This is a genomic window from Streptomyces sp. NPDC007945 (genome assembly GCF_042958885.1).
In the GTDB taxonomy this organism is placed as follows: Bacteria; Actinomycetota; Actinomycetes; order Streptomycetales; family Streptomycetaceae; genus Streptomyces.
In genome coordinates, this window is record NZ_JBIBJV010000008.1 from 298186 (window position 1) to 318386 (window position 20201).

Below are 20201 nucleotides of genomic sequence, written 5' to 3' on the forward strand. Positions count from 1 at the left end.
GTCAGCGCACCACCAGGGTCGTGAGGGCGGGTTCTTCGAGGCGTACGGCTCCGGCACCGTCGCCCAGCAGGAACGCGCGGAGCGCGTACGGCGGGCGGGACAGGTCCGGGACCGGCGGGAGTTCGAGGGTCTGGTGCGGGGTCAGGGCGAGCGACGCGCCGTCGATCCTGAGCAGGACGGTGCCGTCCTCGGCGTGCCGGGGCCGCACCGAGGCCCGGTGGACGAGGACGAGTTCGGGCAGCGGAACGGCCGGGTCGTGTCCTTCGGCGCGCACCTCGACGGCGTGCGGCACCCGCCGCTGGAGGCCGCGCCGCCGGGTCAGCAGCCGGTACCGCACCACGGTCTCGCCCGGCACGTCGACGGCGACGGGCGCGCGGCGCACCCCCACGACGGCGCCCCCGGCTCGGGTCCCGACCCCGTCCTGAGGCACGTGGGGCCTGAGCGTGACGTGCGAGGGCCCGGTCCCGAGGGGCAGTCGCAGCCCCTCGCGGACGTAGGCGCTGCGGCTGATCCGCAGTTCGCCGCCGGGCCAGGCGGCGGTCACGGCGCCCGCCCCGGACGGCCAGTCGAAGACGAGCCGCACCTGGCCGCCGGGCTCGCGCACGGTGCGGGGCGGGCCGATCGGGCCCGGCACGTCGAGCCGGACCCCGGGGCCGGCGAGCGCCCGCTCGCCGAGGACGGTGACGGCGCTGACGAGCCCGGCGAAGGCGGCGGCCGGCGCGGTGGGGACGGGGTCGCCGTAGCGGGCCCAGGGCAGCGGGGCGGGCAGCGCGTCGGCGCGCAGTTCGGTGCCGGGCGCGGGCACGGCCCCCTCGGGCCAGACCACGAGCCGCACCTCGGCGCCCTCGCCGCCCTGCCCGGTGAACCGGACGCCTTCCTCGGGTCCCGCGTCGGCGGTGAGCGCGGTGAGCGCCCGGGGCCAGGGGTGGACGGTGGCGGTCCGCAGGATCCCCGGGGCGTCCACGGTCCCTTCGACCGGCGAGAGGTGACGTGCCGTCAGGGTGACCTGGTAAAAGCCTGGTTCGAGGTCGGTGAAGACGTGCTCCTCGGCGCGGTCGGCGGTGTGCCGGAGGGTGAGGCCGCCGGGGCCGGTGAGGGCGAGGAGGGTGGCGGTGGCGGTGCGGGGGCGCCGCCAGCGCACGGCGATCCGGGCGGGGCCGTCCTCCAGTGCGGCCTCCTCGGCGTCGGGCGCGACGAGCAGCGGGTGGGACACGAGCGGGACGCCGGTCGGTCTGCCGTCCTCCACGGGGAAGGCGGCGTACCGCACGCGAAAACCCACCGGCGGGTCGGCGTCGACGGCGGTGGTCGCGGTCCCGCCGGTGCCGGGGACGGGCGTGGCGCGGTCCAGGCCGGGGCCGTCCCGCAGCACCCGCCAGCGGGTGCCGGGGCGGGCGGGCCAGGCGAGCGCCATCCGGCCGCCCTCGACCGGGCGGGTGGTCAGCGGGGCGTCCTCGGAGGCGGGGACGGTTCCGAGCCGGATCAGACCGCGCACGGCCTCGTCGTCGTCGGAGGTGACGGCGAGGACCCGCAGATAGCCGGCCTCGGCTCCGGCGGGGTCGGTCGGGGCGGCGGTGCGGGCCGCGGCGAGCTCCCGGTCGCAGCGGTCGAGGCGCCGCCGCAGCCGCGCGTCGAGGGAGCCGAGCCACGGGTCGGCGCGCAGGACGTCGGGCCCGAGGGTGGTGACGGCGTGGGCGCAGGCCCGCAGTCGCCGCCGCGACCAGAGCGGGGCGAGGGACTCGGCGGCGGTCCGCTGCCGGTCGTCGAGTGCGGGCAGGGCGCGGGACGCCTTCGCGAGGAGGGCGAGTTCGGCGGGGTCGATCCCCAGGTCGGTGGCGCCCTGCCGGGCAAGGGGCAGGAGTTGGTAGAGGAGGACGCGGCGGAGCAGCGCCGGGTCCTGCCGACGGATGGCGGCGAGCAGCCGGAGCACGGGCGCGTGCGCGGGCCGCGCGTCGGCGCGGCCGAGCAGGGCGGCCTCGTCGACGAGCCGCCGTCGGCGGGGCGTGCACAGGGCGACCCCGTCCAGGACGGAGAGGAACGCGCTGCCGTCGGCCCGTTCCTGGGGGTCCGTCAGGGCTTCTCCCGCGTACCGTAGTCCCGCGGTCCGCTGACCCTCCGTCAGCTTGCCGTACTCGGGTGCGAGCGGTGCGAGGGGTAACGGACCCAGGGCGCCGGGCAGGCCCAGCTTTTCTCCGAACCCCCGTCGCATCCCCCGTCCTTCGCGCTCGTGCGGTCCACAAGGGCATCATCTCAGCAGAAGAAACGCCCGCGCGCAGTTTCTTTCCGCAGATCACCCACGGTGCCGGAGTGGCTGCGGAGGGTGCGGAGGGCGGTCCTGAGGTGGGGGATCGGCCCAACGAAACGTTTCCGCCATGCCCCACGCGGAGGGGCCGCCCCCAGGCCAGGCTGTGACCGCGACCCTCGACACGGCTCAGCGCCCCCTCGCCTCGACGGCGTCCCCTTCTTCGGCCCGGTCCTCGGCGCCGTCCCGCGCGGGGAAGGAACCGCCGGCCCCGGCCGTTCCGTCCTGCCGTGGGTTCCCGGCCCCGGCGGAGCCCCCGGGGCCGTACCCGCCGCCCTGCTGGGCGATCCGCTCGCGGAGGTCGTCGATCACGTGCCCCGTGAACCCCGTGAACCGGATGTCGCGGACGGTCCGGTCGAACTCCGCGAGCGCGGCCTGGGCGGCGGGCGAGGCGCCGCCTCCGGTCTCCTTCGCCACCTGGGTGACCAGGCCCTCCAGGCCCTCGGCCAGGAACAGCGGACCGGGGAGTCCGCCCCGCGCCGCGCCGCCGTCCCCGCCGACCTGGACGTCCCTGGTCAGCCTCACCAGCGTGCCGGTCTCGTACGTCATGGCGTACCCCCTCGTGTCGGCCTCGGTCGAGGCCACGGCCAGCGCTGGCCGCAGGGGGTGTGCGGGGGAGGGGTTCGTCAGTCCCGGCCGGGGACGTCTAGGGCGGTCCCGTAGAGGCGCGAGACCCGGAGCGCGATGGTCACGCGCCGGTCGGGCAGCGGCTGCGCGCCGGGGGTCGCCCCGTCGGCCGGGTCCACTATCTCCGCCTCTCCCTCCGCCACGGCGAAGGACCAGACGTCCGGGCCGCCGACGTGCAGCGAGGCGTGCGGGTCGCGGCGCAACTGGCGGACCTTGAGGCGGTCGGCGGTGGAGGAGACCCGCAGGACGCGTTCCTCGGCGTTCCAGTCGTAGAGGACGGTCGTCAGGTGCGGGTGGCCGGTGGTCCTGACGCTCGCGAGCACGCCGAACCGCTGCGCGCTCAACAGCCGGGAGAGCTCCTGGTCGGTGAGCGCCCGCGGGGCCGGGCCGTCGTTCCGGGTGGTGCCCGCGGCGGGGTCGGTGGCGGGGTCGGTGGCGGTCGGCTCGTTCACGGCGGTCGGCCTTTCGGTGGTCCGGTGGAGACAAGGAGACCGTAGCAGATAGTTTCGTTGCAGATCATCTTGTGCGGTCTTTCTCGCGTGCGGTCCGCGCCCCGCACAATGAGACCTGTGACGGGCGACGGACGGGGGAGGCCGATGACGCGGACAGGACGCCAGTGGGTCGAGGGCTGGGCCGTGGCCCGGCGGGCTCCCCGGCCGGTGGACGTGCCCTGGGGGCTGCGGATCGACGTCGGGCAGCCGACCCAGACCGTCCGGCACGTGCTGCTCGACGCGGACGCAGCCACCGCCCGCGCCCTGGTCGGGTCGATCACCGAACCCACCACCTGCGTCAAGGCGTTCCTCGCCCCGGACGCCATGCGGCCCTGGTTCCCGGCGGCGTGGGAGCCCGTCGACCCCTGCTTCCTGATGGCCGTGGACCTGCGCCCCTCGCCCGCGCGGACGCCGGACGGCTACACGGCCGCCGTCGAGACCGCCGACGGCGTCGTCTCGGTACGCGTCCACGGCGCCGACGGGGAGCCCGCCGCGTCCGGCGTCGCCGGCCTGACCGGCGCCGCCTGCGTCTACGACCGGATCGTCACCGAACCGGCGCACCGGCGCCGGGGCCTCGGCACGGTGGTCATGGGCCTCCTCACCGACGCCGCCCTCGCCACCGGCGTGACCGAAGGCCTCCTCGCCGCGACCGTCCCGGGACGGTCGCTCTACGAGACCCTCGGCTGGAAGGTCCTGGCGCCCCTCAACGGCTTCGTGTACAGCCCCCGCGCCTAGGGCCTGTCGTCAAACTCCCGCCTGCCCCACGACGCCATGCACGCACTCTCGCCGCACCGGGCACAAGGCCAAGTACGTCCCGTACGAGGCCTCGCGCCCGGCACGCCGAGAGCACGCGCCTGACGCCGCGGGGCCGCCCTCCGGGCGACGCCGGGAGTTTGACGACAGGCCCTAGCCCGCACCCCGTCGCGCGTGACATGTCCACGCTGCGCTTGCGGTCATCGCCTTTGCCGATGTCGATCCGAGGAAAGCGATGAGAATACGCGGGATCCTGGCGGCCTTCGTGGTCGCCCTCTCCGTCGTCCTGATGGCGGGCCTGGCCCAGAGCGGGGCGGACCTGCTGCGGGCGGACCGCCCGGCGGTGACGGAGACGAAGCGCACGACGGCGGGCGCTCGACTACCTCTTCTTCTCCGAGGCCGCCGGAGCCGCGACGCTCAGCGCCGCTCCCTACGCCATGTACTTCGACGACGCCGCGCGCACGACCCTCACGTACAAGGCGTCGGAAGCCGCCAGGGCCGTCGACGGCGACTACCTGAAGCTGTCGGACCACACCCTCTACCGCGGTTGGTCGACGGTCACCGTCGAACCCTGACCCTCCGGTGACGGACGGCCCGCGCCGCGTCCCCCGCGGTGCGGGCCGTCGGCCGCGGCGGCTTCAGTGGACCGAGAAGCCGCCGTCGACGAAGAGCGAGTGGCCCGTCACGTACGCGGACGCGGGGCTCGCCAGGAAGACGGCGGCGCCCGCGAAGTCCTCGGCGAGGCCGTTGCGGCCCACCATCGTGCGGGCCGCCAGCGCCGCGACCTTCTCGGGGTCGGAGGAGAGCCGCTGGTTCAGGGGGGTCATCACGAAACCGGGGACCAGGGTGTTCGCCGTGACGCCGTGCGCCGACCACGCCTCGGCCTGCGAGCGGGCCAGCGACTCCAGGGCACCCTTCGACACCCCGTACGCCCCGCTCTGCACGAACGCGCGGTGCGCCTGCTGGGACGTCACGTGGATGATCCGCCCGTAGCCCCGCTCGGCCATCCCCGGCCCGAACCGCTGCCCCAGCAGGAACGGCGCCTCCAGGTTTACGGTCATCGTCGTGTCCCACACGTCCTCGCCCAGTTCCCCGAAGGGCGGGCGCAGGTTGATCCCGGCGGAGTTCACCAGGATGTCCGGCTCCCCGAACACCTCCGCGGCCGCCTCCGCGCCGGCCTTGATCCCCTCCCGCGTGCTCAGGTCCGCGCTCACCCAGGCTGCCCGGCACCCTTCGCCCGTCAGCTCCTCGACGGTCGCGACCAGCTCCGCCTCCTTGCGCGCGAGCACCACGACACGCGCCCCCGCCCGGGCCAGCGCCCCGGCGATCGCGCGACCGATCCCGGAACTCCCCCCGGTCACGAGCGCGGTGCGGCCGTCGAGCGAGAAGAGGCCGGAGAGGTACGCCGAGGCGGAGTCGTTGGTCATGCCACGCATCCTGGCACACGCCGGTGCGCCGGGAACGCCGAAGCCCGCTGCCACGGGCGGCGGCCGTGACACCGGGCTCGGTGGGCGGGTGCGCGTCTCGACTCAGGCGAGCTGGGCGACGAACTCCGTCCAGGCGACCGACGCCACCGCGAACTGCGGCCCGTCCGGAACCTTGGAGTCACGGACGTGAACGGTGGAGGGGCAGGCGGCCACCTCGACGCAGTTGTCGCCGTCGCCGCTGCTGTAGCTGGACTTGTGCCAGGAGAGGGCGACTTCGACGCAGTCGTCGCCGCTGCCGCTGCTGTAGCTGCTCTTGAACCAGGCCAGTTCAGTCGTGCTCATAGTGCTCCTCGGATCTCCCGCAACAGGCCCACGGATGCCTCGACAGACAGAGCCTGTGTCCGCATCCTGGCATACCGCTTCTGGAGCATGCTGACTTCTTTGGGGTCGGAGCTGAGCTGGCCTGTTCCCTGGCCTTCGCAGTACGCGTACCAAGTGTTGTCCTCGGTTTCGAGGAGACACAAGGGGCCGCCGAGACCGGCGTGGAATCCGCGGGACTGCGGCATGATCTGGATGTCGATGTTGCGGCGTTCGCCCAGGTCAAGGATGTGGTCGATCTGCTCGCGCATGACCTCTGAGTCGGCCACCTGGCGGCGCAGGGCATGCTCCTCGATGATGAAGCTGTAGATCGTCTCGGGGCGTTCCGTCAGGATGCTCGCCCGCTCCATGCGGGTGACCAGGTTCGACTCGATCTTGTCGTCGCTCATCGCCGGAAGCTGCTTCTCGAAGAGCGTCCGTGCGTACGCGGGAGTCTGGAGCAGGCCGGGCACCAGCCGGCTCTCGAACGTGTACAACGTCACCGCCAGCGGCTCCAGCTCCGCCCACTCCTCGAACCACTTCGCCAGCCCCGCCCTGCGCGTCAGCGGCCGGGCCGCCGCCCGGATCACCCCGAACGCGTCCAGCACCACCTCCGCCTTGTCCACGAGCTTCTTCGACGGCGCGCGCCTGCCCTGCTCGATCGACGCCACCATCGGAACCGAGTACCCCACCCTCGGCGCGAACTGTTCCTGGGTGAGTGCCGCCCGTTTGCGGAAGGCCTTGAGTACTTCCCCGAACGCCTTCAGACTCTCGGACGTCTCCGATTCGCCGCTTCCCTTGGGAACGTCGTCCGCCACCCCGCCACCTCCCGCACCACGTGCTCGTGTTGAACACACCAAGGTTCACGGAACGTCACCGGTACAGTCCAGCGAGCGAACCCGTACAAGCGAAGCGTACGAGTCCAGTAGCTGGTAACCCGCCATGATCGGCGGGAAATTGGCCGCATGACGACTCCCCTGGCGCGCAAACGGCCCGTCACCGTACGCATGTTCGCGCAACGCTTCAGTTCCACCCCCCGAGGTGCCCGCCTCGCCCGCAGGCTGGCGACGCACCAACTGCACCAGTGGGGCGTCCCGTACGGCTCCGAGCTGTCCGACACGGTGGGACTCCTCGCGGCCGAGCTCGCGGCGAACGCGGTGACCCACGGCCGCGTGCCCGGGCGCGACTGCGAGCTGGGGCTCCTGTACGCGCCCGGGCTGTATCTGCGGATCGACGTCAGCGACACCCGGGGCGAGTGCCGGCCCGCCCCGGCCGCGTCGCCGGGGCCGCTGGACGAGGGCGGCCGCGGGCTGCTGCTCGTCGGGGCGCTGGCGACGCGGTGGGAGGTGCTCGACCGCGTACCGGTCGGGAAGACGGTACGGGCCGAGCTGGACCTCTAGGCGGTGGCGGGCTCGTAGCCCGCCGGGCGGGTGGTGAAGGTGCCCCGGCCCTGGGTGCGGCCGCGCAGGCGGCTCGCGTAGCCGAAGAGCTCGGCCAGCGGGACCGTCGCCGTCACCACCGACGTACCGCCCCTGACCCGCGAGTCCGTGACCCGGCCCCGGCGGGCCGCGAGGTCGCCGAGGACCGCGCCGACGGACTCGGCGGGGACGGTGACCGTCACCTCGGCCACCGGCTCCAGGAGGGTCATCACGCTCGCGCGCAGCGCCTCCCGCAGGGCCGTCCGGCCCGCCGTGCGGAAGGCGAGCTCCGAGGAGTCCTTCGGGTGCGTGGCACCGTCGGTGAGCGTGACGCGGACGCCGGTGACCTGGTGCCCGCCGAGGGGCCCCTCGGCGAGCGCGTCGCGGCAGCCGGCCTCGACCGCGCGGACGTACTCCGGCGGCACCCGCCCGCCCGTCACCGTCGACGCGAAGGCGAAGCCCTCCTCTCCCGCGTCCCCGTCCAGGGGGTGGACGTCGAGGACGACGTGGGCGAACTGGCCCGCGCCGCCGTCCTGTTTGACGTGCCGGTGGAGCAGGCCCGTGACGCCCTTCACCACCGTCTCCCGGTACGCGACCTGCGGGCGGCCGACCGTGACTTCCAGGTCCCGGTCGCGCCGCAGCCGCTCCACCGCGACCTCCAGATGGAGTTCGCCGAGGCCCGACAGGACGGTCTGGCCCGTCTCCGGGTCGGTCCGCACCACCAGCGACGGGTCCTCCTCGGCGAGCCGCGCGAGCCCGGCGGCCAACCGGCCGGTGTCGGTGCTCCGGCGGGCCTCCACGGCCATGGAGACCACCGGGGCCGCCGGGACCGGCGGTTCCAGGACGACGGGCACGTCCGGGGCGCACAGGGTGGCCCCGGCGCGGACGGTCTTCGGGCCGACGACGGCGACGATGTCACCGGCGACGGCGTGGGGCACCTCGGCCGTGCGGTCGGCCTGCACGCGCAGCACGCGCGAGATCCGCTCCGTCCGGCCGGTGGCGGTGTCGAGCACGGTGTCCCCCTTGGTGAGCACGCCCGCGTACACGCGGAGGTAGGTCAGCCGGCCGGTGGGGGCCGCGGTCACCTTGAAGGCGAGCGCGACCAGCGGCGCGTGCGGATCCGCCGCCCGCTCGCCGCCGCCGACCGGGGGCCGGTCGGCGGGGGCGGGCAGGTAGGCGACGACCGCGTCCAGGAGCGGTTCGATCCCGCGGTCGCGGTACGCCGAGCCGCACAGCACCACCACGGCCGCGCCGGACGACGTCACAGCCCGCAGGGCCCGCGCGAGCGTCCCGTCGGACAGCGCCTCGTCCGCGCAGTACTCCTCCAGGGCCTCCGGGTGCAGCTCCGCCACCGCCTCGTCGAGCGCGTGCCGGCGGCGTACCGCCTCCTCCCTCAGCGGGGCGGGCACGTCGGTCGTTTCGAGACCGTCGCCGTCCCACACGTACGCCTTCATCCGGACGAGGTCCACGACGCCCCGGAAGCCGTCCTCACGGCCGAGGGGCAGCTGGACGGGGAGCGCGACGACGCCCAGGCGGGAGCGGATCGAGGCCACGGCCGCGTCGAGGTCCGCGCCCGCCCGGTCCATCTTGTTCACGAAGGCGATCCGGGGAACGCCGTGCCGGTCGGCCTGCCGCCACACCGTCTCGCTCTGCGGCTCGACGCCCGCGACCGCGTCGAAGACGGCGACCGCGCCGTCGAGGACGCGGAGCGCGCGCTCGACCTCGTCGGAGAAGTCGACGTGGCCGGGCGTGTCGATGAGGGCGAGCCGGTGGCCGTCCCAGGCGCAGGTGACGGCGGCGGCGGAGATGGTGATGCCGCGCTCCCGCTCCTGCGGGTCGAAGTCGGTGACGGTCGTGCCGTCGTGGACCTCGCCCTGCTTGTGGACGGCGCCGGTCAGGAAGAGGATCCGCTCGGTGACGGTCGTCTTGCCGGCGTCGACGTGGGCGAGGATGCCGAGGTTGCGGACGCGGGGGTTCGGGAGAACGCGCACGGTGACGTGCCTTTCGCTGCTGCGGGATCACAGGACAGCGCGATTGCCGCCCGTACGGACGACTTCGTACGGCACGGTCCTGCGGTGACGGGCGCGCAGCCGTCACCGGCAGGCGGAAGAGGCGAGGATCACGTCGAAGCGGCGGGCACGGGCAGCCGACGGGTGACTGCGCACGGCCGGCTCCCCTCGGTCGACATGACTCGGCACGGCGCACCGGACGGCGGGCCGTGCCGCGAGTCTAGGGAGCGCCGCCGCGCGGGCGACAGCGAATTAGCCGGCCGGCTGGAGGAGGTCCCAGCGGTTGCCGTACAGGTCCTCGAAGACGGCGACCGAGCCGTACGGCTCGTGGCGGGGCTCCTCCAGGAACTTCACCCCGGCGGCCGACATCCGCTCGTGGTCGCGGGCGAAGTCGTCGGTGTGCAGGAAGAAGCCCACCCGGCCGCCGGTCTGGTTGCCGACGGCGGCCTCCTCCTCGTCGTTCTTGGCGCGGGCGAGCAGCAGCCCGGCGTTCCCCAGCCCGCCGAAGCCGCCGGAGCCGGCCGGGCGGACGACGACCCAGCGGGTGCCGTTGCCCCGGTCGGTGTCCTCGACCAGCTCGAAGCCGAGGGCGTCGGTGTAGAAGGCGATGGCCTCGTCGTAGTCACGGACGACGAGGGTGACGAGTGCGATGGACGGCATTACCCCAACGTAATACGCGGAAAGCACAACAACCCACCCGCACGACCCCGCGTCGCGGACGCCCCGACCCTCGACCCGAGGAGGGTCCGTACGAGGGTCGGGGGAGGGGTCTCCCGAGGGTCCCGGCAGGCCCCCGGAGCTCCCGGGCCCCGGTCGGGGCCCGGGGCTGGAAGAATCGGCCGCATGGACGCGCGGGAGTTCGAGGGGCTCGTCGGACGGGCGAGGGAGCTCGCCGGAGAGCGGCGGCGGCGGATCCTGGGGATCGCCGGGCCGCCCGGGGCCGGGAAGTCGACGCTCGCCGCACGGCTCGTCGAACGGCTCGACGGGCTCGCCGTCCTCGTCCCCATGGACGGCTTCCACCTCGCCGGGGCCGAGCTGGCGCGGCTCGGACGCGCCGACCGCAAGGGCGCGCCCGACACCTTCGACGCCGCCGGGTACGCCGCCCTGCTGGCCCGGCTGAGGTCCCCCGAGCCGGGGACCGTCGTCTACGCGCCCGCCTTCGACCGGACCCTGGAGGAACCGGTCGCCGGCTCGGTCGCCGTACCGGCCGGGACGCCGCTCGTCGTCACCGAGGGCAACTACCTCCTCCACGACGGCGGGGGATGGGCCGCCGTCCGGCCGCTCCTCGACGAGGTCTGGTACGCCGACCTCCCCGACGCCGTCCGCGTGCCCCGGCTCGTCGACCGCCACGTCGCCCACGGCCGGGGCCGCGCCGAGGCCGAGGCCTGGGTGCGGCGCTCCGACGAGGCGAACGCCCTGCTCGTCGCCCGCAACCGCGACCGCGCCGACCGCGTGGTGAACATGGGGCCGTGACGGCCCGAGGAACACAGCAGGGGGAGACGTGAGCGAAGTCCTCTACGGCGAGAAGTCGTGGAACCCATTGGCCCGCACGGTCGAACTGACGGAGGAGGGGGTGCGGCGCGGCGGCCGCCTCACCCCGCACGGCGAGCTGAACCTGGCCGCGACGGCCGAGGCGTACCTGCGGGGGCAGTGGCTCGGCGGCGGCGGGTCCGAACGGGCCCTCGCCCGCCTCGAAGAAGGCCCCGGCGTCGTCCCGGTCATCCGCGTCACCGGCACCGGCGTCCCGCTCAAGGTGCGGCGGACCGCCGAGTTCGCCCACGAACTGGGACGCCTCGCGGTGCGGCTCAGCGGCGGGCCCGAGCGGGTCGCCGAGCTGGCCCGGCGCGCCGAGGCCGAGGGCGTGCCGCTGTGGATGGCCCGCCGCACCGCGCCCGGCCCGCACGGCGACGTCACCGTCGCCGTCGACCGGCGGCTCGTCCGCGTCGACGTGTGGGGCCCGCACGCCCCCGCCGTCCGCATCCGGGCGCCGTACGGCTTCCACCCCGACGAGCCCCACCCCTCCCGCGGCCTCACCCTCACCGTCGGCGGGACACCGGCCGAGCTCCGCCTCGTCCACAAGAAGCTGCGGAAGTCGAAGAGCGTGGTGGAGGCGGAGTTCCCCGGCGGCCCCTCGGCCCCGACCAGGGGACTCTGGGAGCTGCGGCGGCACGGCGCCACCAGCTCCTGGCTGCTCAGGGACGGCCTCCGCGTCGCCCTCCTGGCCCGCCCGCCGCGCCGCCGCACCCCCACCGGCCCCGATCGGCTCCTGCTCCCGCTCGGCCCCGTCGGCCACGAGACCTCCGACCCGCTCGACGCGGTCATGGCCCACGCCTTCGCCACCGCGTTCGGCCTCGGCGACACCACCGGACTCGCCCGCTTCCCCGCCCAGTGGCGCATCCGGGAGGGATTCGAGCCCGTCGCCCTCGACACCGACTGGAACCGCCCCTGGTACAGCAACCTCGGCACCTCCAGCGCCGACAACGAACCCGGCGGCGGCGACGGCTGGGGCTCCGACGGCGGCGACGCCGGGGACTCCGGCGGCGGCGACGGCGGCGGGGACAGCGGCGGTGGCGGCGGCGACGGCGGCGGCGGTGGCGGCGACTAGCCGCGTGTCCCAGAGAACCGCAGGGCACCCCGGAGTGGCTAGGGTGGCCGCATGAGCGACGACAGCGGGTGGGAGGGGCGGGTCGCCGCCCTCTGGGAGCGGATCGACGACCTCGGCGACGAGGAGTTCCGCGAGCGGATCGCGGAGCTCGCCGCCGAACGCGGCGACGCGGACGCCGCAGCCGTCTTCGAGGTCGGCGCCGCCCACGACTCCACCGGGCAGCCCGTCGAAGCCGTCCGGCACTACACGCGCGCCCTGGAACTGGGACTGACCGGCCCGCGGCGGCGCCGGGCCGTCATCCAGCTCGCGAGCAGCCTGCGGAACCTCGGACGGCCCGACCGCAGCGTCGAGCTGCTCACCGAGGAGCGGGCCCTGCCCGCCGGACGGCTCGACGCCGACGAGCTCGCCCTCGCCCCCGCCGTCGACGCCTTCCTCGCCCTCGCGCTCGCCGACACCGGCCGCGAGCGCGAGGCCGCCGCGCTGGCCCTCGGCGCCCTCGCGCCGCTGCTGCCCCGCTACAACCGCTCCCTCGCCCACTATGCCCGCGACCTCCTCAAGGCCCCGTACGGCTCCTGAGGCCGCCGCGGCGGCGAGTTCGGCGGGCGGCCGGTGACCGCCCCGCCGCAGTCGCTACGCTGAACGCAACGGCGAGGGAAGGCGGGCTGGCGTGGGGTGGCTGCGCAGGACACCGAAGCGGGACGGCGAGGACGCGCCCCGGGACCCGGAGTTCGCCTACTTCTCCGAGCGGGAGGCCGCGCTCTTCCGCGCCACCGTCCGCGAGGCCTTCGCCGAACTCGGCCTGGAGGTCACGGTCTACGCCTCCTCCGTCCAGGACGACAAGCAGCGCCGCTTCGGCCTCGGCAACCTCGCCGCCGTCTGCCACCGCGACCGGCGCGGGCCCCGCGTCTGGCCCGACCTGATCCGCCGGCACGTCACCCTCGTGGTGCGGACCCTGGACGGCCCCTCGGCCCTCGACACGCTGCCGCCCGACCAGATCCGCGCCCAGCTCTACCCCCGGGTCGTCAACGGCGAGGGGATCGACCCCGGCGCCTTCGGCTACGCCAGGACGCTCGCCCCCGGCCTGTACGAGGTCCTCGCGCTCGACCTGCCCGAGAGCGTCATGATGCTCACCGACGAGGCCCTCGACCGGCTCGGCGACCCCGCCCAGCTCCGCGCCCGCGCCCTGAAGAACCTGCGCGGGCTGCCCGTCGAGGAGCACGAGACCGTCCGGGACGCCGACGGGATGTCCTTCGAGGTCGTCGTCGGCGACTCCTTCTACACCGCGAGCCGCGTCCTCGACCTCGACGCCCTCGCCCAGCGGGTCACCGGCCTGCCGCTCGGCGAGCACGGCGCGCTCGTCGCCGTGCCCTTCCGCCACCAGATCGCCTTCCACCCCATCCGGGACACCTCGATCATCCCGGCGCTCGGCGCCATGGCCTCCTTCGCCGCCTCCGAGTACGAGGACACCCCGGGCGCCATCAGCCCGTACGTCTTCTGGTGGCGGGGCGGCACGCTCACCCAGCTCAGCGAACACGACGAGGAGCGCGGAGAGCTGCGGATCGTCGTCGGCGACGACTTCCAGGACCTCCTCGAACGGCTCATCGCCCAGGGGCCCGGCCCACGCTGACGGGGCCGCCGCCCGGTCGCGGCGGCCCGAACCGGCGGGGAGGATGCTGGGAGCACCGCCCGCCCGCCGCCGCGAAGGAGACCCCATGCCGACGACCGCCGCCGCCGACGCAGTCGGTGACGCCCCCACGCCGTTCACCGCCGACGACTACCGGGCCCGGATGGACCGCGCCGCCGCCTCCGCCGCCGACGCCGGACTCGCCGGGGTGCTCGTCGCCCCCGGCCCCGACCTGGTCTACCTCACCGGCTACCAGCCGACCGCGATCACCGAGCGGCTCACCGTCCTCGTCATCGCCCCCGGCCAGGATCCGGTGCTCGTCGTCCCCACCCTGGAGGCCCCCGACGCGGAGAAGGCCGTCGGCGCGCCCGCGCTGACGCTGCGCGACTGGACCGACGGCAAGGACCCGTACGCCGTCACCGCGCCGCTCCTCGACGTCGACGGCAGGTTCGGCGTCAGCGACAACGCCTGGGCGATGCACCTCCTCGGCCTCCAGCAGGCCCTCCCCGGCACCTCGTACGTCTCCCTCACCGAGGCCCTGCCGATGCTGCGGGCCGTCAAGGACGCCCACGAGCTGGACCGGATCGCGGCCGCCGGGGCCGCCGCGGACCGCGCGTACGGGGAGATCCTCAAGGTGCGGTTCGCGGGCCGCCGCGAGACCGAGGTCGCCGCCGACCTCGCCCGGCTGCTCCTGGACTTCGGCCACTCCCAGGTCGACTTCACGGTCGTCGGCTCGGGACCCAACGGCGCCAACCCGCACCACGAGGCCGGCGAACGCGTCATCGAGCGCGGCGACATGGTCGTCCTCGACTTCGGTGGGCTCAAGCACGGCTACGGCTCCGACACCACCCGCACCGTCCACGTCGGCGAACCCACGGACGAGGAGCGCCGGATCCACGACCTGGTCCGCGAGGCCCAGCAGGCCGGCTTCGAGGCCGTGCGGTCCGGGATCGCCTGCCAGGATGTCGACCGCGCCGCCCGCAAGGTCATCACGGACGCCGGGTACGGCGAGTACTTCATCCACCGCACCGGCCACGGCATCGGCGTCACCACCCACGAGCCGCCCTACATGATCGAGGGCGAGGAGCGGCCGGTCGTCCCCGGCATGTGCTTCTCCATCGAACCGGGCGTGTACCTCCCCGGCCGCTTCGGCGTCCGCATCGAGGACATCGTGACGATGACCGAGGACGGCACCGGCCGCCGCTTCAACGCCACCCCGCACGAGATGGCGATCGTGGATTAACCCCGCCGGGCTACCCGTCGCCGAGCACCACCGCCGACTCGCCGCCGAGGCGCAGCAGCCCGTCCCGGGCGGGCGCCTCGACCGGCTCCCAGGCGGCCAGGACCCGGTCGCGGCCGTTGGAGCCGAGCGGGATCTCGGCCGGCTCCTTGCCCAGGTTCACCGCCACCCGCACGTCGCCGCGACGGAAGACCAGCCAGCGGCCCTCCTCGTCGAAGGCGGTCTTCACACCGCCCAGATCCGGGTCGGTGAGGTCGGGAAGGGTGCGGCGCAGGGCGATCAGCTCGCGGTGCCAGGCCAGGAGCCGCCGGTGCGGGTCGCGCTCCCGCTCCGAACGGTCCAGGACCGAGCGGTCCCGGGTCGCCGGGTCCTGCGGGTCGGGCACCTCGCCCTCGTCCCAGCCGTGCGCCGCGAACTCCCGCCGCCTGCCCCGCCGTACGGCCTCCGCGAGCTCCGGGTCCGTGTGGTCGGTGAAGTACTGCCAGGGCGTGCGGGCGCCCCACTCCTCGCCCATGAAGAGCATCGGCACCGAGGGGCCGGTGAGGACGAGCGTCGCCGCGCAGGCGAGCAGACCGGGGGAGAGGGAGGCCGAAAGACGGTCGCCGAGCGCCCTGTTGCCGATCTGGTCGTGGGTCTGGGCGTAGCCGAGGAAGCGGTGGGCGGGGGTGCGCTCCCGGTCGACCGGACGCCCGTGGTGCCGGCCCCGGAAGGACGAGTACGTGCCGTCGTGGAAGAAGACCCGGGTCAGGGTCTTGGCGAGCGCGGCCATCGGGGCGCGCGCGAAGTCCGCGTAGTAGCCCTGGGACTCGCCGGTCAGCGCGCAGTGCAGGGCGTGGTGGAAGTCGTCGTTCCACTGCGCGTGCAGGCCGAGGCCGCCGAGCGTGCGCGGCGTGGTGGTGCGCGGGTCGGCCTGGTCGGACTCGGCGATCAGGAAGTGCTGGCGGCCCTGCTCCTTCGCCAACTCGTCGACCGCACCGGACAGTTCCTCCAGGAAGGTGAGGGCCCGGTCGTCGGCGAGGGCGTGCACCGCGTCCAGCCGCAGCCCGTCGATCCGGTAGTCCCGCAGCCAGGCGAGCGCACTGCCGAGGAAGTACGCCCGCACCTCGTCGGAACCGGCCGCGTCCAGGTTGACCGCCGCGCCCCACGGCGTGTGGTGGGTGTCGGTGAAGTACGGGCCGAAGGGCGGGAGGTGGTTGCCGGAGGGGCCCAGGTGGTTGTGGACCACGTCGAGGACCACGCCCATGCCGAGGCCGTGCGCGGTGTCCGTGAAGCGCTTCAGCGCCGCCGGGCCGCCGTACGGCTCGTGGACCGCCCACGGCGCCACCCCGTCGTACCCCCAGCCGTGCGTCCCGGGGAACGGGCAGAGCGGCATCAGCTCCACATGGGTGATCCCGAGCCCGGCGAGTTCCCCGAGCCGGGCCGCCGCCGCGTCGAGGGTGCCCTCCGGGGTGAAGGTGCCCACGTGGAGCTCGTACAGGACCGCGCCGCGCAGCCGCAGCCGGGGCGGCTCGTGCAGCCACGTGTGGGCCGTGTGGTCGACGACGGCGCTGAGCCCGTCCGGCCCGTCCGGCAGCCTGCGGCCGCGCGGATCGGGCAGCACGGGCCCGTCGTCGAGCCGGAAGCCGTACCGGTCGCCGTCGGAGGCCGGCACGGTGCCGGTCCACCAGCCCTCCCGCAGGGCGTCCCGTTCCAGGGGGTGCCCGGTGCCGTTCAGCTCCAGGGTCACCCGGTCGCGGGCGTGCGGCGCCCACACCTCGAAGAGCACGGTGGTTCTCCTCGCAGACGGCGATACGGTCGTCGGTACGGCGTCACAGCCGGTGGATCACTCCCATCCTGGCAGTCAGGAGGGCGACGCGCCCGGCGCGTCCCACACGTAGTCGATCTGCCGCTGGAAGTTCACGTACCCGGCGCGGGCGAAGGCCGCCGCCATCGGCACGTTCCCGACGTCGGTCGCGGCCCGGATGCGCGGCACGTCCTGCGCGGCGAGGATCCGGGTGCCCTCGGCGAGGATCTCGTCGATGTAACCCTTGCCCCGGTGCTCGGGGAGCACGCCGATGTAGGCGATGATCGGGTTGTAGTTGTTGCGGGCGGGGATCACGAAGCCGACCGGCTCGCCGGTGCCCGGCAGTTCCGCCACCTGCCACCACGCGCGGGGCGTCGTGTAGTGCGGGAACTCCTCGTCGTGGTGCCGCTCGGCGGCCTCCCGCAGCGACAGCCCCTCGGCCAGGTCGGCCTGCCCGTGCGCGTCGAGCGTGCCGGCCATCACCGGTGTCATCAGCGCGAGCAGGTCCTCCCGGTCCCGGACCGGACGGAACACCAGCCGGCCGGTGGGCTCGGCGATCGGCGTTCCCGGCAGCCACTCCAGGCGCAGCCGCTCCACCAGCGGCCGGGCGCCCGTCCCGGCGAGCAGCGAGAGCAGCAGCCCGACCCGGTCGCGGGTCTCCGGCACCTCGCGCCAGTCCGGCGGCAGATAGCGGTTGAACTCCGGCGGCACGGTGCCGGCCGGGACGACGGCGGGCAGCGCGGCGGCGAGCAGCCGCCGGCCCACCTCCTCGGCCTCCCCGGCCGGGAGCTCCGGGGCGAGGTCGAAGAAGTCGAGGGCGAGCGGCTCGCCCCCGTCCTTGTTGGTCCACCAGGCGATCCGGCCGAGCAGGCGGCCGTCGCGGAGGGCCACCCACATCCAGTCGGGGCGGCGGCGGCCGGAGCCGAGGTCGTCGGCGAGTTCGTCGTCGAGGGTGTAGGCGAGGCCGAGGAAGAGGTCCAGCTCCTCCGGCCCGGTGAGCGGGCGGACGACGAGGTCGTCGGTCATACGGTGGTTCCCCCAGGGGTACAGGTGAGCGAAGCCCGCAGACCGTAGCAGTGGTCGCGGGGAACGGTCGCACGGATTTCCGCGTCCTCATGCTCGTGCGGAGAGCGCACGGTGAGCGGTGACGGTCCTGGGACGGAGGCTTCTGGACAGTGCGGCCCGGCCACGCGGACAATCGCGGTGTGACGACCCCTTACGAGCCCCCGGCGCACGCCCCCCGGCTGACCGACGCCGAGCGGGACCGTGCCCTCGGCCTGCTCCGGGACGGCGCCGCCCAGGGACGTCTCTCGCACGACACCTTCCTCTTCCGGATGGAGCGCGCCCTCCAGGCCCGCCGCCCCGACGAACTCGACGTGCTCACCGCCGACCTGCGCGGCGAGGGCACCTGGACCCGGCGGGTGGTCGGCGCGGTCGAGCGGATGTCGGCGTTCACCGCGCGCATCGGCCGGGCCTGGCACTCCGAGCGCCTCCCGAAACTGCTGCTGCCGCAGCCGGGGCCGTACCCGCTGAGGATCGGCCGGGACCCGGTGAACGGCCTGCGGCTCAGCCACGCGACCGCCTCCCGGCTGCACGCCGAACTCTCCCTCCAGGACGGCCTCTGGGTCCTGCGCGACCTGGGCTCCACCAACGGCACGACGGTCAACGGCCGCCGGGTCGTCGGCGCGGTGGTGGTGCGGGCCGGGGACGTCGTCGGCTTCGGCGAGACGACCTTCCGCCTGTCGGTCGACTGACCCCGCTCCGGGCCTGGTCAGGGCGGTGCGTCCTCACCCGTTCGGCGGTACGCGACGGGCGCCGCGCCGCCGCCGGTGGTGGGCTGGGGTGACCCACCGCCGACCGACCCACTCTGGGGGCACGATGCGCGACGACCGGACCCCCGACCCCTCCCGCACCCCCCGCGCCACCGGGCTCCGCCGTCCGCCGGCCATGGCGCCCGACGGACGGACCGGCGCCGCCGCGCCCGGCCGGGTGCGGAGCGTCGCCGACCCGGCGGCCGGGGCGCCCGTGCCGCCCGGCGGCCGGACCGTGGCGCCCAGCCCGCTGGACCCGGGCGCGGCGAACGACCCCTACCCCGTCTTCCGGCGGCTGCGGGAGGAGTTCCCGCTCACCTACGACCCGCTGCTGCGGGCCTGGGTGCTGAGCCGGTACGCGGACGTGGCCACCGCGCTCACCGACGGCCGCTTCACCCACGGGCACCGGCCCGGCGACCCCGCCTGCTCGCGCGCCCACGTCGACGTGGACCTCGCCGAGCTGCGGTCCGTCGCCGAGCGCACCGCCTACGTCCTCGCCCGGCGGATCGCCGACCGGCCCCGCGCCGACCTGGTCGCGGACTTCTGCCACTGGCTGCCCGCCGGGACCGTCGCCGCCGCCGTCGGCGTCCCCTACCGGGACATGATGCGGCTGGTCAGGGGCCGGGCCGCGACCGCGCTCGCCGGCGAGTGCGGCGGGCAGATCGCCGTCCGCGAGAAGGCGCTGGCCTCCTTCCTCGGGAACGTCCTCGCCGACCCCGACCAGGTCGCCGCCCTGCGGGACGCCCCCACGGCCCTGGTCGCCCGGGCGTGGTCCGAGTCGCTGCGCCGCGACCCGCCGGTGCAGATCGCCGTGCGGCGCACCCGCGAGGACGTCCCCGTGAGTGGCGGGATCCTGCCGGGCGGCTCGTCGGTGGCGCTGCTCGTCGGCGCGGCCGGACGGGACCCGGAGCGGTTCCGCGCCCCGGACCGCTTCGACCCGCTGCGTGACGACCCCGGCCAGCTCACGTACGGTTCCGGCTTCTGTCCGGCGGTGATCCTGGCCGGTCTGGAGGCCGAGTACGGGCTCCGCGCGCTCTTCGAGGCGATGCCCCGCCTGCGCCTCGCGGACGGCTTCCGCCCGGTGTCGACCGGTCTGATCACCCGTGCCCCGCGCACCCTCGACGTCCTGCCCAACGGCTGAAACGAGACCCCCGCGGCGCTGCTAGGGTGACGTGCGCTCGTCAAGCGAGCCTTCTGATGAACCCTCTGATGAATCACGTCCAACGGGGAAAGAAACACGTGAAGCTTCGTCATGCCCGCGCGATCGCCGTCTTCGGCATCGCCGTCTTCGCCCTCACCGGCGCCCGCGGCTCCGGCGGCGGCGGTTGCGACAACCACAGCTCCGGTTCGAGCTCCAGCTCCGGTTCCACCTCGGGTGGCAGCCACAGCGACAGCGACAGCAGCAGCAGCTCCGGCGGCGTCTCCGTGCCCGGTGGCGGCAGCAGCGCCGACAAGGCGGCCCGCGACGTCACCATCGACAAGTGCGCCTACGACGCCGCCACCAAGAAGCTGACCGCCAAGATCACGGTCAAGAACGACGGTTCGCTGGACTACGACTACAGCGTCACCATGAAGTTCACCGGCGGCGGCGCCGTCCCGGCCACCGCCGTCAAGACCGGCATCGCGGTCACCGCCGGCTCCTCCACGAGCGCCGAGCTGACCACCCCGTACCCGGGCACCGGCGACGGCTCCGAGTACACCAAGTGCGAGGTCACCCGGGCCAGCCGCCTCTGACGGCCGCCCGCACCCGAACGACG

At 74.8% G+C, this 20201-nt stretch carries 21 protein-coding genes; 11 read left to right on the forward strand and 10 right to left on the reverse strand.

The annotated features are described in order from the left end of the window. Position 1: 1 nt before the first annotated feature. The 3 genes from ACFZCF_RS25425 to ACFZCF_RS25435 form a co-directional block, all read right to left on the reverse strand. Positions 2-2206, reverse strand: a complete 2205-nt coding sequence (locus tag ACFZCF_RS25425) for a hypothetical protein (RefSeq protein WP_391288989.1) — start codon at positions 2204-2206, stop codon at positions 2-4. 222 nt (positions 2207-2428) lie between these two features. After that, a complete protein-coding gene (locus ACFZCF_RS25430; RefSeq protein WP_391288990.1) occupies positions 2429-2848 on the reverse strand; it encodes a hypothetical protein in 420 nt (139 codons plus the stop codon). A gap of 77 nt (positions 2849-2925) precedes the next feature. Beyond that, on the reverse strand, positions 2926-3378 hold the full coding sequence (locus ACFZCF_RS25435) for a pyridoxamine 5'-phosphate oxidase family protein (protein WP_391288991.1): 453 nt from the start codon (positions 3376-3378) through the stop codon (positions 2926-2928). Between the two features lie 144 nt (positions 3379-3522). Here ACFZCF_RS25435 and ACFZCF_RS25440 point away from each other — a divergent pair, with 144 nt between their 5' ends. Continuing rightward, positions 3523-4152, forward strand: a complete 630-nt coding sequence (locus tag ACFZCF_RS25440) for a GNAT family N-acetyltransferase (RefSeq protein WP_391288992.1) — start codon at positions 3523-3525, stop codon at positions 4150-4152. Between the two features lie 455 nt (positions 4153-4607). Beyond that, the gene (locus tag ACFZCF_RS25445; protein WP_391288993.1) at positions 4608-4745 is read left to right on the forward strand and encodes a hypothetical protein; all 138 of its coding nucleotides are present in this window, start codon (positions 4608-4610) and stop codon (positions 4743-4745) included. A 63-nt stretch (positions 4746-4808) separates the two neighbouring features. Here the strand turns inward: ACFZCF_RS25445 and ACFZCF_RS25450 are convergent, their stop codons facing one another. From ACFZCF_RS25450 to ACFZCF_RS25460, 3 genes are all read right to left on the reverse strand, one after another. After that, positions 4809-5597 carry an SDR family NAD(P)-dependent oxidoreductase gene (locus ACFZCF_RS25450; protein WP_388448849.1) on the reverse strand — a complete coding sequence of 263 codons (789 nt, stop codon included), beginning with the start codon at positions 5595-5597 and terminating at the stop codon, positions 4809-4811. A gap of 102 nt (positions 5598-5699) precedes the next feature. Then, positions 5700-5939: a DUF397 domain-containing protein gene (locus ACFZCF_RS25455; RefSeq protein ID WP_391288996.1), complete on the reverse strand. Its 240-nt coding sequence runs from the start codon at positions 5937-5939 to the stop codon at positions 5700-5702. After that, positions 5936-6772 carry a Scr1 family TA system antitoxin-like transcriptional regulator gene (locus ACFZCF_RS25460; RefSeq protein WP_391288997.1) on the reverse strand — a complete coding sequence of 279 codons (837 nt, stop codon included), beginning with the start codon at positions 6770-6772 and terminating at the stop codon, positions 5936-5938. Before ACFZCF_RS25460 ends, ACFZCF_RS25455 begins: the two co-directional genes overlap by 4 nt. A gap of 147 nt (positions 6773-6919) precedes the next feature. Here ACFZCF_RS25460 and ACFZCF_RS25465 point away from each other — a divergent pair, with 147 nt between their 5' ends. Next, on the forward strand, positions 6920-7354 hold the full coding sequence (locus tag ACFZCF_RS25465; protein ID WP_388448843.1) for an ATP-binding protein: 435 nt from the start codon (positions 6920-6922) through the stop codon (positions 7352-7354). Here the strand turns inward: ACFZCF_RS25465 and fusA are convergent. Both fusA and ACFZCF_RS25475 read right to left on the reverse strand, forming a co-directional pair. Further along, positions 7351-9363 carry an elongation factor G gene (gene fusA, locus ACFZCF_RS25470; RefSeq protein ID WP_391289000.1) on the reverse strand — a complete coding sequence of 671 codons (2013 nt, stop codon included), beginning with the start codon at positions 9361-9363 and terminating at the stop codon, positions 7351-7353. The genes ACFZCF_RS25465 and fusA overlap by 4 nt on opposite strands. A 270-nt stretch (positions 9364-9633) precedes the next feature. Beyond that, a complete protein-coding gene (locus ACFZCF_RS25475) occupies positions 9634-10041 on the reverse strand; it encodes a VOC family protein (protein WP_388448839.1) in 408 nt (135 codons plus the stop codon). Between the two features lie 183 nt (positions 10042-10224). On the opposite strand from ACFZCF_RS25475, the gene ACFZCF_RS25480 reads away from it, so the two are divergent. The 5 genes from ACFZCF_RS25480 to ACFZCF_RS25500 all read left to right on the forward strand — a co-directional run bounded on the left by ACFZCF_RS25480 (position 10225) and on the right by ACFZCF_RS25500 (position 14853). After that, on the forward strand, positions 10225-10854 hold the full coding sequence (locus tag ACFZCF_RS25480; RefSeq protein WP_388448837.1) for a nucleoside/nucleotide kinase family protein: 630 nt from the start codon (positions 10225-10227) through the stop codon (positions 10852-10854). 28 nt (positions 10855-10882) lie between these two features. Continuing rightward, the gene (locus ACFZCF_RS25485; protein ID WP_391289003.1) at positions 10883-11986 is read left to right on the forward strand and encodes a hypothetical protein; all 1104 of its coding nucleotides are present in this window, start codon (positions 10883-10885) and stop codon (positions 11984-11986) included. Positions 11987-12037: 51 nt separating this feature from the next. Beyond that, the gene (locus tag ACFZCF_RS25490; RefSeq protein ID WP_391289004.1) at positions 12038-12562 is read left to right on the forward strand and encodes a tetratricopeptide repeat protein; all 525 of its coding nucleotides are present in this window, start codon (positions 12038-12040) and stop codon (positions 12560-12562) included. Positions 12563-12653: 91 nt separating this feature from the next. Next, positions 12654-13613 (forward strand): hypothetical protein, encoded by a 960-nt coding sequence (locus tag ACFZCF_RS25495; RefSeq protein WP_388448831.1) that lies wholly within the window; start codon positions 12654-12656, stop codon positions 13611-13613. Between the two features lie 85 nt (positions 13614-13698). After that, positions 13699-14853, forward strand: a complete 1155-nt coding sequence (locus tag ACFZCF_RS25500; RefSeq protein WP_388448829.1) for an aminopeptidase P family protein — start codon at positions 13699-13701, stop codon at positions 14851-14853. Positions 14854-14863: 10 nt separating this feature from the next. Here ACFZCF_RS25500 and treZ read toward each other — a convergent pair whose 3' ends face one another. After that, the gene (gene treZ / locus ACFZCF_RS25505) at positions 14864-16615 is read right to left on the reverse strand and encodes a malto-oligosyltrehalose trehalohydrolase (RefSeq protein WP_391289007.1); all 1752 of its coding nucleotides are present in this window, start codon (positions 16613-16615) and stop codon (positions 14864-14866) included. A 75-nt stretch (positions 16616-16690) separates the two neighbouring features. Further along, the gene (locus ACFZCF_RS25510) at positions 16691-17659 is read right to left on the reverse strand and encodes a GNAT family N-acetyltransferase (RefSeq protein ID WP_388448825.1); all 969 of its coding nucleotides are present in this window, start codon (positions 17657-17659) and stop codon (positions 16691-16693) included. 179 nt (positions 17660-17838) lie between these two features. Between ACFZCF_RS25510 and ACFZCF_RS25515 the strand changes: the two genes are divergently transcribed. The 3 genes from ACFZCF_RS25515 (at position 17839) to ACFZCF_RS25525 (ending at position 20178) form a co-directional block, all read left to right on the forward strand. Continuing rightward, on the forward strand, positions 17839-18387 hold the full coding sequence (locus ACFZCF_RS25515) for an FHA domain-containing protein (protein ID WP_388448823.1): 549 nt from the start codon (positions 17839-17841) through the stop codon (positions 18385-18387). Positions 18388-18511: 124 nt separating this feature from the next. After that, a complete protein-coding gene (locus ACFZCF_RS25520; protein ID WP_388448821.1) occupies positions 18512-19585 on the forward strand; it encodes a cytochrome P450 in 1074 nt (357 codons plus the stop codon). Positions 19586-19683: 98 nt separating this feature from the next. Beyond that, positions 19684-20178 carry a hypothetical protein gene (locus ACFZCF_RS25525; RefSeq protein ID WP_388448819.1) on the forward strand — a complete coding sequence of 165 codons (495 nt, stop codon included), beginning with the start codon at positions 19684-19686 and terminating at the stop codon, positions 20176-20178. Positions 20179-20201: the final 23 nt, after the last annotated feature.

What these genes read in the sequence shown, in the direction of transcription:
- ACFZCF_RS25475 (WP_388448839.1), bottom strand. Translation starts at nt 10,041, where the DNA reads ATGCCGTCCATCGCACTCGTCACCCTCGTCGTCCGTGACTACGACGAG.
- ACFZCF_RS25520 (WP_388448821.1), top strand. Translation starts at nt 18,512, where the DNA reads ATGCGCGACGACCGGACCCCCGACCCCTCCCGCACCCCCCGCGCCACC.
- ACFZCF_RS25450 (WP_388448849.1), bottom strand. Translation starts at nt 5,597, where the DNA reads ATGACCAACGACTCCGCCTCGGCGTACCTCTCCGGCCTCTTCTCGCTC.
- ACFZCF_RS25445 (WP_391288993.1), top strand. Translation starts at nt 4,608, where the DNA reads ATGTACTTCGACGACGCCGCGCGCACGACCCTCACGTACAAGGCGTCG.
- ACFZCF_RS25440 (WP_391288992.1), top strand. Translation starts at nt 3,523, where the DNA reads ATGACGCGGACAGGACGCCAGTGGGTCGAGGGCTGGGCCGTGGCCCGG.
- ACFZCF_RS25425 (WP_391288989.1), bottom strand. Translation starts at nt 2,206, where the DNA reads ATGCGACGGGGGTTCGGAGAAAAGCTGGGCCTGCCCGGCGCCCTGGGT.
- ACFZCF_RS25465 (WP_388448843.1), top strand. Translation starts at nt 6,920, where the DNA reads ATGACGACTCCCCTGGCGCGCAAACGGCCCGTCACCGTACGCATGTTC.
- ACFZCF_RS25510 (WP_388448825.1), bottom strand. Translation starts at nt 17,659, where the DNA reads ATGACCGACGACCTCGTCGTCCGCCCGCTCACCGGGCCGGAGGAGCTG.
- ACFZCF_RS25455 (WP_391288996.1), bottom strand. Translation starts at nt 5,939, where the DNA reads ATGAGCACGACTGAACTGGCCTGGTTCAAGAGCAGCTACAGCAGCGGC.
- ACFZCF_RS25430 (WP_391288990.1), bottom strand. Translation starts at nt 2,848, where the DNA reads ATGACGTACGAGACCGGCACGCTGGTGAGGCTGACCAGGGACGTCCAG.
- ACFZCF_RS25500 (WP_388448829.1), top strand. Translation starts at nt 13,699, where the DNA reads ATGCCGACGACCGCCGCCGCCGACGCAGTCGGTGACGCCCCCACGCCG.
- ACFZCF_RS25480 (WP_388448837.1), top strand. Translation starts at nt 10,225, where the DNA reads ATGGACGCGCGGGAGTTCGAGGGGCTCGTCGGACGGGCGAGGGAGCTC.
- ACFZCF_RS25490 (WP_391289004.1), top strand. Translation starts at nt 12,038, where the DNA reads ATGAGCGACGACAGCGGGTGGGAGGGGCGGGTCGCCGCCCTCTGGGAG.